This is a genomic window from Pseudomonas sp. UBA4617 (assembly GCF_002386445.1).
GTDB lineage: Bacteria > Pseudomonadota > Gammaproteobacteria > Pseudomonadales > Pseudomonadaceae > Aquipseudomonas.
On sequence record NZ_DGIR01000016.1, the window covers coordinates 14,773 to 24,814 of the forward strand.

Sequence of the window (10,042 nt, forward strand, 5' to 3'; positions counted from 1 at the left end):
GAGTGGACTGTCAGCAATTGGCTGCTGATCGATCCGGTCGACGACCGGACGCCAGACTCCCGGGAAATCATGCAGACTCGAACGAAACCTCAAAGGACCCGTTTGATCAACGGCTCCAACCGACTGAAGCGTAGCCGACGCAAGAGCGTGCGTACTTCCTTCGGATGCTCAGCCTTGCTCCCCAGCGCTTGCACCGGGTCGATCTGCGGCGCATGCCGGCGCAATGCGGCCAGCTCGGCCTCCCGGGGCACCTGCCATTCGCCGTGCGGGTCATCGATGAGCAGGCCATTCTCCAGGTCCAGGTTGAAGCCGCGTGGGTTGAGGTTATTGCCGGTCAACAACGAATAGCGTTGGTCGACCCACACCCCCTTGGCATGGAAGGTATGCCCAGGGTCGTTCCAGATCCGTACCTGCAACTGGCCGCTGGCAATCGCGGCGTGGCGACGCCGGGCGAAGGCACGCAGGTTGTCCTCATACAGATAAGGCAAGGCACCACTGGCACTGAACGGTTCACCGGGGGCGATATAGAAGTCGTTGGCGGTACGGTCGCCGACGATCAGTTCTACCCGCACGCCTCGCTCCAGCGCATGATCGAGCTCACGCATCAACACCCGTGGCGGGTTGAAATATGGCGTGCTGATGATGACCTGGCGACGCGCCGCCGCCAGCAAGGCACACACTGCCCGGTTCAGTGGGTTGCCACGGCCCACGCCCAGCAGCGGAATCACGCGCAGGCCTTGCCCCGGCACACTGGCCGGTGCGTCATAAGCCATGCGCCGCAGCCGCGCACGCAAGCGCCGGATATCGCTGCGCAGGCTGCGGGTGGAAGGCTGGGCCGGCAGGTCCAGGCGCGGCGTCGCGGTGTGATGCAACAGGCGCCGGACCAGGTCGACCATGGCGTCGGCAAGCGCTGGCGAGTGGAACAGGTGGTAGCGGTCCAGGCGGTAGCGGTCGAAGCGGTGCAGGTAGACGTTGTTCAGGCTGGCGCCGGTGTAGATCACGCAGTCGTCGATGATGCTGCCCTTCAGGTGCAGCACACCGAACAGCTCGCGGGTTTGCACCGGCACGCCATGGATCACGATATCCAGCCCGTGCTGCTGGCGCTGGGCCTGATACCAGGCGGCATTACCCGGCTGGCGGCCAGCGCCCAGCAAGCCGCGCCGGGCACGGAACCAGTCGACCACGATGGTGATATCCAGGCCTGGCCGTGCGGCCTTGGCCTGGTACAAGGCATCCAGCACCTCCTGGCCTGCCTCGTCTTGCTGCAGGTATAGCGCGACGATGACAATGCGTCGGGTCGCTGCGCGGATCTGCTCGAGCAGGCAAGCGTGATAGGCCTTGGCATCGGCCAATACCTGGATCGACCCAGGCGCCAGGGCGTAGCCTGGCAAACCTGCCAACAGGGTTTCGGGGGTCACTGACGATTACCTTCTCTGTGCAATCACTGTCATGCATCAGCTTGCACAGGAACGGCGCAATGGTCCAGCGCCGCGCGAAAAGGGGCGCCAGGCGCCCCTGCACTGCAACACCGTTACTTCAGGTCGAACCGGTCCAGCTCCATGACCTTCTCCCAGGCTGCCACAAAGTCCTTGACGAACTTTTCACCGCCATCACTGCTGCCATACACCTCGCTCAACGCCCGCAACTGAGCATGCGAGCCAAATACCAGGTCGACCCGGCTGGCGCTCCATTTCACCTGCCCGGTCTTGCGGTCACGGCCTTCGAACGCCTCGTTGTCAGCCGAGGTCGCCTTCCATTCCACGCCCATGTCGAGCAGGTTGCGGAAGAAATCGTTGCTCAGGGTGCCGACCTTGTCGGTGAATACGCCCTGCTGGTTGCCGCCATGGTTGGCACCGAGCACGCGCAGGCCGCCAATCAGCACGGTCAGTTCAGGGGCCGTGAGGGTCAGCAGTTGGGCCTTGTCCAGCAGCAGCTTTTCGGCCTTGACGCTGTAGCGGGCCTTGGTGAAGTTGCGGAAGCCATCGGCCAGCGGCTCCAGCACAGCGAAGGACTCGACGTCGGTCTGCGCCTGCGAAGCGTCGGCACGCCCCGGGCGGAAGGCCACGCTGAGGTCGTGCCCGGCATCCCTGGCAGCCTTTTCCACCGCGGCCGCGCCGGCGAGGACGATCAGGTCGGCCAGGGAGATTTTCTTGCCGCCGGCATTGAACTCGGCCTGGATCTGCTCCAGCGCCGCCAGCACCTTGCCGGTGCCCTGGTTGGCCGGCCAGTCTTTCTGCGGTGCCAGGCGCAGGCGACCACCGTTGGCCCCGCCACGCTTGTCCGAGCCGCGGAAGGTCGACGCGGCCGCCCAGGCGGTGGCCACCAGCTCGCCGACGCTCAGGCCTGCGGCCAGTACCTTGGCCTTGAGTGCAGCAATGTCCTGCTCGCCCACCAACGGGTGGTCGACTTTGGGAATAGGGTCTTGCCACAGCAGCTCTTCGTCGGGCATTTCCGGGCCCAGGTAGCGCGCCAGCGGCCCCATGTCACGGTGAATCAGTTTGTACCAGGCGCGAGCGAAAGCGTCTGCAAGCTGCTCGGGGTTGTCCTTGAAGCGGCGGGCGATCGGCTCGTAGATCGGGTCGAAGCGCAGCGCCAGGTCGGAGGTGAGCATGGACGGCGCGTGGCGCTTGCCCGGGTCGTGAGCATCCGGCACGGTGCCTGCGCCTTTGCCGTCTTTCGGCCGCCACTGGTGCGCGCCTGCCGGGCTCTTGGTCAGTTCCCATTCGAAGTTGAACAGGTTGTTGAGGTACTCGTTGCCCCAGCGGGTGGGGGTGGAGGTCCAGGTGACCTCCAGACCGCTGGTGATGGTGTCTGCACCTTTACCCGTACCGAATCGGTTGGCCCAGCCCAGGCCTTGCAGTTCCAGACCGGCCGCTTCCGGCTCGGCACCGACATTGTCGGCAGGGCCGGCGCCGTGGGTCTTGCCGAAGGCATGCCCGCCGGCGATCAGGGCCACGGTTTCTTCATCGTTCATGGCCATGCGACCGAAGGTTTCGCGGATATCCCGGCCCGAAGCGACCGGGTCGGGGTTACCGTCCGGGCCTTCCGGGTTCACGTAGATCAGGCCCATCTGCACCGCGGCCAACGGGTTTTCCAGGTTGCGTTCACCACTCAGTTCGCGGCTTTGCTCCTCCGGGTGCTTCGCTGGTTCGGCGACCAGGTCACCCTGGCCCGGCGGTTGGGCCTTGACCTGTTCCTTGCCATAACGAAGGTCACCGCCCAGCCAGACCTTTTCCGAACCCCAGTACACATCTTCGTCCGGCTCCCAAACATCGGCACGGCCACCGGAAAAGCCGAAGGTCTTGAAGCCCATGGATTCAAGTGCGACGTTACCGGTGAGCACGATCAGGTCGGCCCAGGAAATCTTGTTGCCGTATTTCTGCTTGATCGGCCACAGCAGCCGTCGGGCTTTATCCAGGCTGACGTTGTCCGGCCAGCTGTTGAGCGGGGCGAAGCGCTGCTGGCCAGAGCCAGCACCGCCGCGGCCATCGCCGATGCGGTAGGTACCGGCGCTGTGCCAGGCCATGCGGATGAACAGCGGCCCGTAATGGCCGAAGTCGGCGGGCCACCAGTCCTGGGAATCGGTCATCAGGGCGGTCAGGTCTTGCTTCAGGGCCTGGAAGTCGAGGCTTTTGAACGCCTTGGCATAATCGAAACCCGGGTCCATCGGGTCGGACTTGGAGGAATGCTGGTGGAGAATTCTCAGGTTGAGCTGGTCAGGCCACCAGTCACGGTTGGTGGTGCCGCCACCTGCGGTTTGATGGAACGGGCATTTCGATGCGTTCGACATCTGCGTGTACCTTCGGGTCGTTTATCCAGAGTTCCGGTCTGTGCCAGGTATTCTTTCAGCCGAGCGCGTGCGCTCGTGCTGCCCCTTATCAGGTCTGTACGAGGGCTTGCGAAACTGCCACGGCAAACGACTGCGGTCTTGCACGCAAGTGCTGACACACCGCCCGCTGGCGCAATTGGCGAAGCCAGATAAAAGACTAGCCGAGCTTGGGCAGAGAGCTAATAGAGTGACTGTTAGAGCCTGATAGCCTGGCTCTGTCACCTTGCAGGTTCGCCGGCCTTACAGCGCAAGGGATCGCCCTGGCAACTCGAACCCCCGAAGCGTGGCGTGTTCTGTATGGTTAGCGGCCAGGCATCAGCAGATTTCCGGAGACAAGCATGTTGCGTATTTTTGAACGATGGCTCGACCCGTTTCCCCCCGACGAAGTGCCGCCACCACCGGTGGGCCTGTTGCGGTTCATGTGGGCCTGCACCCGCGGCGCGCGCGGCTACATCCTGGCGCTGGCATTGCTCAGCGCCGCGGTGTCGATCTACGAAGCCTGGCTGTTCGCCTTCCTCGGCCAGGTGGTCGACCTGCTTGCAGCCTGGCAGGCTGGTGACCCGGCCAGCCCGCAGGAAAGTCACGTACTGTGGGGGATCGGCATCGTCCTGCTGACCAGCATCGGGCTGGTGGCATTGCGCACGATGGTCCAGCACCAGGTACTGGCGATCAATTTGCCGTTGCGCCTGCGCTGGGATTTCCACCGGCTGATGCTGCGCCAGAGCCTGTCCTTCTTTTCCGACGAGTTCTCCGGCAGGGTCACCACCAAGGTGATGCAGACGGCACTGGCGGTGCGTGAAGTGTTGTTCACCATCATCGAGATCCTGCCCGGCATCGGCGTGTACTTCATTGCGATCATTGCCCTGGCCGGCGGCTTTGCCGTAAAACTGATGCTGCCGTTCATGGCCTGGGTGCTCCTGTTCGGCCTGGCCATGCTCTATTTCGTACCGCGCCTGGGCAAGGTCGGGCAGGAACAGGCCCATGCGCGGTCGTCGATGACCGGGCGCGTGTCCGACGCCTACACCAACATCACCACGGTCAAGCTGTTCTCGCATTCCAAACGGGAAGCGCACTTCGCGCGTGCCGCCATGGAGGATTTCAAGCACACCGGCTTTCGCCAGATGCGCCTGGTCAGCCAGTTCGAAATCGTCAACCAGGCGCTGGTGGTGGGCCTGATCCTGGGGGCCGGCGGCTATGCCCTGTGGCTCTGGCACCAGGGCCAGGTCGGCACCGGCGCGGTGGCGGCAATAACCGCCATGGCCCTGCGTATCAACGGCATGTCGCACTGGATCATGTGGCAGATGACCTCGCTGTTCGAAAACATCGGCACCGTGCAGGACGGCATGGACACCCTGACCCGTGGCCCCAAGGTGCAGGATGCGCCGGACGCGGGCGAGCTGGTCACCCGCGGCGGCGCGGTGACCTTCGACAAGGTCAGTTTCAACTACAACGGCGAGCGCCAGGTGCTCAACGACCTGAGCCTGCACATCCACCCTGGTGAGAAGGTCGGCCTGGTGGGCCGCTCCGGCGCCGGCAAGTCCACGCTGATCAACCTGCTGCTGCGTTTCTATGACGTGGACAGTGGCGAAATCCGCATCGACGGGCAGAACATCGCCCGGGTTACCCAGGACAGCCTGCGCAGCGCCATCGGCATGGTCACCCAGGACACCTCGCTGTTGCACCGCTCGATTCGCGACAACATCGCCTATGGCCGCCCCGATGCGACCGAGGCGCAGATCCGCGCCGCTGCGGTGAATGCGCAGGCCGACGGGTTCATCAGCCAGCTCAGCGACCGCCAGGGCCACAGCGGCTATGACACGCTGGTGGGCGAGCGCGGCATCAAGCTGTCCGGCGGCCAGCGCCAGCGCATCGCGATTGCCCGGGTGATGTTGAAGAATGCGCCGATCCTGTTGCTGGACGAAGCCACCAGCGCGCTGGATTCGGAAGTGGAAGTGGCGATCCAGGAAAGCCTGGATGAAATGATGCAGGGCAAGACCGTCATTGCCATCGCCCACCGCTTGTCGACCATCGCCGCCATGGACCGGCTGATCGTCATGGATGAAGGGCGCATCATCGAGCAAGGTACCCATGCGCAGTTGCTGGCGAAGAACGGGACGTATGCACGCTTGTGGCAGCACCAGAGTGGCGGGTTCCTGGGCGAGGACCAAGGCGTGGCCGAAGCGGTGGAATAGGCCCAGGGCGGCGGCATGGTAGATGGCACCGTACCGCCCGCTTCCCAGCCTGACCAAACACAGGCGAAGGCCGGCGCAGCACCGGGTCGAACGGGTTGATCCGCTCACCTGTCGCCGCCGCCTCGCGCTTGAGCAGTGCCACCACGGTCGGTATGCGGTTGGCCGCCACTGATGGTCGCCACGCTCAGGGCGCCACTGAGGTCGCGGCAGTACTTGCTGGAACGGCCGTCAGTTCAATCCAGCACCGGCCGCAACAACGCCTGCGCCTCATACAGTCTGGGCAAGTAGCGCAAGCGCATTTCATCCACACTCAACCGCGAAGCATCGGTGGTAATGGTCAGCGTCGCTTTCAATTTGCCGGCGCGGTCCAGTAGCGGCACGCCCAACACGCGCATGCCGATTTCAAATTCCTGGTCGACGATGCAGAACCCCTGCTCCCGGACTCGCAGTAGCTCCGTTTGCAGTAGCCCGCGGTCCGTCTGGGTGTAAGGCGTCAATGCCCGTAGCGGGTTGCGCGCCAGGTAATCATCCCGCGCCTGCTCGTCCAGCCAGGCCAGCCATATCCGCCCACCGGCCGTGCAATACATCGGCACCCGCGAGCCCGGCCGGATCGACAACGAGGCCACATGGCTGTAGCGGCTGCGCACCAGGTGAATGATTTCGTCGCCATCACGGGTACCCACCGACACATGCTCCTGGGTCTGCCGTGCCACCTGCTCGACGATCGGCCGCAGCATGCGCGGCAATTGCGCCGAGTCCACATAGGCCTGGCCCAGGCGCAAGGCCTTGGGTGTCAGCCAGTACTCGCGGTTATCGGTTGCGGCAAACCCCTCGTGCACCAAGGTCAGCAAGAAGCGTCGGGCGGCACTGGGGGTAAGGCCGGACAACCTGGCCGCCTGCGGCACGCTCAGGCGCGGCTGCTCGGCGCTGAACAACTGCATCAAGGCCAGGCCTTTCTGCAAACCCGCGATCAGGTCGCGGGGATGGATCACTGAAGTGTTCATTCAATCGACTCGCAGACAGGAAATACCGCAACCGATGCGATAAACGGACCGGCAGTGCGATTATCGCATCAAAACGGTGACGAGCGCATTGTTGTCGGTTCCTCTCTGCCTCACCCTTGCCTCCATGACAACGCCAAATAAGGAGGTCAGCATGATTCGTGGTTCCACTGAACTGGTCGCCATCGTCGGTTCGCCCATCACCCAGGTGAAGTCCCCCGAGAACTTCAACAACTGGTTCGCCAACAACAATTGCAACCTCGCCATGCTGCCCATCGACCTGCAGGCAAGCGCGCTCGATGCGTTCATCGGCACCCTGCGTGGCTGGCACAACCTGCGCGGTTGCGTGGTCACCGTGCCGCACAAGCAGGCCCTGGCCAGCCGCCTGGACGACCTGAGCCAACGCGCAGCCGCCTTGGGTTCGGTCAACGTGATTCGCCGCGAGCGTGACGGCCGCTTGCTCGGCGACAACGTCGACGGTGCCGGCTTCCTCGGCGCCGCACGCAAACATGGCTTCGAGCCGGCGGGCAAGCGTGCGTTGGTAGTCGGATGTGGCGGGGTCGGCAGCGCCATCGCCTACGCCTTGGGCGCAGCGGGCATCGCCAGCGTGGCGCTCAGCGACCCCTGCTCGGCCCGTATGGGCGCAGTGTGCGAACTGCTCGGCCAAGCCTTCCCCAAGGTCGCACTCGCCACCCGGGTCGACGGCCTGGAAAGCTTCGATCTGCTGGTCAACGCCTCCCCCGTCGGCATGGGCGACAACGCAGCGCTGCCGCTGCCGGCCGCCCTGCTCGCCACCTTGCAGCCAGCCACACTGGTCGCCGACGTAGTCACCTCGCCGGAAATCACGCCGCTGCTGAAACGCGCACGCGAAGTCGGCTGCACGGTCCAGACGGGCTCGGAAATGGCCTTCGCCCAACTCGGCCACCTGGGCGCCTTCATGGGTGTAACACCGCTGGAGATCTGAGCCATGCCAACACTTGAACACGCGCAGCATCAGTTTGACCTGGTCGTGCTGGGCAGCGGCGCCGCTGGCTTTGCCGCGGCCACCACAGCTGCCTGCCTTGGCCTGAAGGTACTGGTGGTGGAAAAAGCCGCGCAGTTTGGTGGCACCTCGGCCATTTCCGGCGGGGCGGTGTGGCTGTATGGCACCGATCAGGCCCGCGCTGCCGGGGCCGATGACTCCCCCGAAGCTATCCGCAGCTACCTACGGCATGTGATCGGCGACGGCTACGACCCCGTCCTCGTCGACGCCTTCATCGAACACGGCCACCAGGCGCTGCGCTGGCTGGAGCAGCACAGCGAATTGCGCTATGCGCTGCGCCCGCATTCGCCCGACTATTACCCGGACGCCCCTGGCGCCACCCAGTTCGGCCGGGCGCTGGAGATGCTCGAGTATGACGGCACGCGCCTTGGGCAGCGCTTCAAGGACCTGCGAATGCCCCCGCCAGGCATGCTGCTGTTCGGCGGCATGATGGTCAACCGCGTGGACATCCAGCACTTCCTCAGCATGCGCCGTTCGCCCCGGTCACTGTGGCACTGCCTGAAGCTGATGGCCCGCTACGCGGGTGACCGCCTGCGGCACCATCGCGGTACGCGGCTTACCACCGGTAACGCCTTGATCGCCCGCCTGGCGACCAGCGCCTTCGAGCATGGCGCCCAGCTGTGGTTGCGCAGCGACGCGTTGGAGCTGATCGTCGAACGCGGCGCCGTCATCGGCGTGGTGGTACAACGTGAAGGGCGCGTCGAACGGGTGCTGGCCCGTGGCGGCGTGGTGTGCGCGATGGGCGGGTTCGCTGCCGGCGCGTTGGCCGCCAGCTACCGGCCCACCCAGCAAGGGCCGCACCTGAGCATGTCACCACCTGGCAATGACGGCGCAGCCCTGCGTCTTGCTCAGGCCGTCGCCGCGGCCCAGGGCCAGGGCCTGGCGGCCAACTTCTTCTGGGCGCCGGTGTCCGAGCTGCGCCATGCCAACGGCGAGCACGAACGCTTTCCCCACCTGGTCACCGACCGTGCCAAGCCGGGGGTGATCGCGGTGACCACGGACGGGCGGCGCTTCGTCAACGAATCCGACTCCTACCACCATTTCGTCCACACCATGCTCGCCAACGGTATCGCCAGTTGCTGGCTGGTCTGTGATGCCGCGGCGATGGACCGCTACGGCCTGGGCCTGGCGCGGCCCAAGCCGGTCAACAACCAGGCACTGATCGACGCCGGCTACCTGCAACGCGCACCTACCGCGCAAGCGCTGGCCCAGGCCATTGGCGCCGACCCGCTGGTGTTCATGCAAACCCTGCAGCAATTCAACGCCGATGCACGCGAAGGCATTGACCGCGCCTTCGGCAAAGGCGGCAACAGCTACAACCGCTACATGGGCGACCCACAGCACACACCCAACCCGTGCCTGGCGCCACTCGTCAGCCCGCCGTTCTACGCCATCCGCCTGCACACCGGCGACCTCGGTTCGGCCTGCGGGCTGGTGACCAACGCCCAGGCCAACGTGCTGAACCGCGACGGCCAGCCGATCACCGGGCTGTACGCTGTGGGCAACGACATGAATTCCCTGATGAAAGGCACCTATCCGGGACCCGGCATCACCCTGGGCCCTGCCCTCACCTTCGGCTGGCTCGCAGCCAGCCACATCGCCGCGCGCCTGCAGGCGCCGACCACCGCCACGGAGACCCCGGCATGTACTACGAACTGAGAACCTACACCCTCGACCCACTGAAAATGGCCGACTGGCTCGCCCTGTACCAAAGCCATGCACTGGAAGTTCAGCGCGAGCACCTCGGCCATCTTCTCGGCTTTTTCACCAATGAGTTCGGCGAAGCCAACCAGGTGGTGCACATCTGGGGTTACGCCAGCCTCGACGAGCGTATGACACGCCGCGCCGCCATGGCGGCAGACCCGCGCTGGGCAGAGTTTTCACGGCGTAACCGCGAACTCGGCGCGGTGCTGCGCTTGCAGTCGCAGCTGCTGCGGCCTACCGGCTTTTCACCGCTGCAGTAGCAGCTTCCTCCACT

Annotated in this window: 7 protein-coding genes and 1 pseudogene; 4 read left to right on the top strand and 4 right to left on the bottom strand. The window is 64.8% G+C overall.

Features of this window, described 5'->3' with window-relative positions; all coding sequences use genetic code 11:
* Positions 1-89 precede the first annotated feature (89 nt).
* Together pssA and katG are read right to left on the bottom strand one after the other, a co-directional pair.
* The gene (gene pssA, locus B4L76_RS05800) at positions 90-1,418 is read right to left on the bottom strand and encodes a CDP-diacylglycerol--serine O-phosphatidyltransferase (RefSeq protein WP_296231136.1); all 1,329 of its coding nucleotides are present in this window, start codon (positions 1,416-1,418) and stop codon (positions 90-92) included.
* A gap of 113 nt (positions 1,419-1,531) precedes the next feature.
* Complete coding sequence (katG, locus tag B4L76_RS05805; protein ID WP_296231138.1) at positions 1,532-3,790, bottom strand: catalase/peroxidase HPI; 2,259 nt, start codon at positions 3,788-3,790, stop codon at positions 1,532-1,534.
* Positions 3,791-4,167: 377 nt separating this feature from the next.
* Here katG and B4L76_RS05810 point away from each other — a divergent pair, with 377 nt between their 5' ends.
* Positions 4,168-6,021: an ABC transporter ATP-binding protein gene (locus tag B4L76_RS05810; protein WP_296231140.1), complete on the top strand. Its 1,854-nt coding sequence runs from the start codon at positions 4,168-4,170 to the stop codon at positions 6,019-6,021.
* A gap of 49 nt (positions 6,022-6,070) precedes the next feature.
* Here the strand turns inward: B4L76_RS05810 and B4L76_RS24230 are convergent.
* A pseudogene (locus B4L76_RS24230) lies at positions 6,071-6,212 on the bottom strand (IclR family transcriptional regulator); the annotation flags it as partial.
* 42 nt (positions 6,213-6,254) lie between these two features.
* Complete coding sequence (locus B4L76_RS05815) at positions 6,255-7,025, bottom strand: IclR family transcriptional regulator domain-containing protein (RefSeq protein ID WP_296231141.1); 771 nt, start codon at positions 7,023-7,025, stop codon at positions 6,255-6,257.
* A 151-nt stretch (positions 7,026-7,176) separates the two neighbouring features.
* On the opposite strand from B4L76_RS05815, the gene B4L76_RS05820 reads away from it, so the two are divergent.
* Genes B4L76_RS05820 through B4L76_RS05830 form a run of 3 tightly spaced genes read left to right on the top strand, consistent with a single transcriptional unit; the run spans position 7,177 to position 10,028 of the window.
* A complete protein-coding gene (locus B4L76_RS05820) occupies positions 7,177-7,986 on the top strand; it encodes a shikimate dehydrogenase family protein (RefSeq protein ID WP_296231142.1) in 810 nt (269 codons plus the stop codon).
* A 3-nt stretch (positions 7,987-7,989) separates the two neighbouring features.
* The gene (locus B4L76_RS05825) at positions 7,990-9,723 is read left to right on the top strand and encodes an FAD-dependent oxidoreductase (protein WP_296231143.1); all 1,734 of its coding nucleotides are present in this window, start codon (positions 7,990-7,992) and stop codon (positions 9,721-9,723) included.
* Complete coding sequence (locus tag B4L76_RS05830; protein ID WP_296231144.1) at positions 9,708-10,028, top strand: NIPSNAP family protein; 321 nt, start codon at positions 9,708-9,710, stop codon at positions 10,026-10,028. Before B4L76_RS05825 ends, B4L76_RS05830 begins: the two co-directional genes overlap by 16 nt.
* Positions 10,029-10,042: the final 14 nt, after the last annotated feature.

Excerpts from the sequence above, each read along its gene's own strand:
- katG (WP_296231138.1), bottom strand. The coding sequence starts at position 3,790 with ATGTCGAACGCATCGAAATGCCCGTTCCATCAAACCGCAGGTGGCGGC.
- B4L76_RS05820 (WP_296231142.1), top strand. The coding sequence starts at position 7,177 with ATGATTCGTGGTTCCACTGAACTGGTCGCCATCGTCGGTTCGCCCATC.
- B4L76_RS05810 (WP_296231140.1), top strand. The coding sequence starts at position 4,168 with ATGTTGCGTATTTTTGAACGATGGCTCGACCCGTTTCCCCCCGACGAA.
- B4L76_RS05830 (WP_296231144.1), top strand. The coding sequence starts at position 9,708 with ATGTACTACGAACTGAGAACCTACACCCTCGACCCACTGAAAATGGCC.
- B4L76_RS05815 (WP_296231141.1), bottom strand. The coding sequence starts at position 7,025 with ATGAACACTTCAGTGATCCATCCCCGCGACCTGATCGCGGGTTTGCAG.
- B4L76_RS05825 (WP_296231143.1), top strand. The coding sequence starts at position 7,990 with ATGCCAACACTTGAACACGCGCAGCATCAGTTTGACCTGGTCGTGCTG.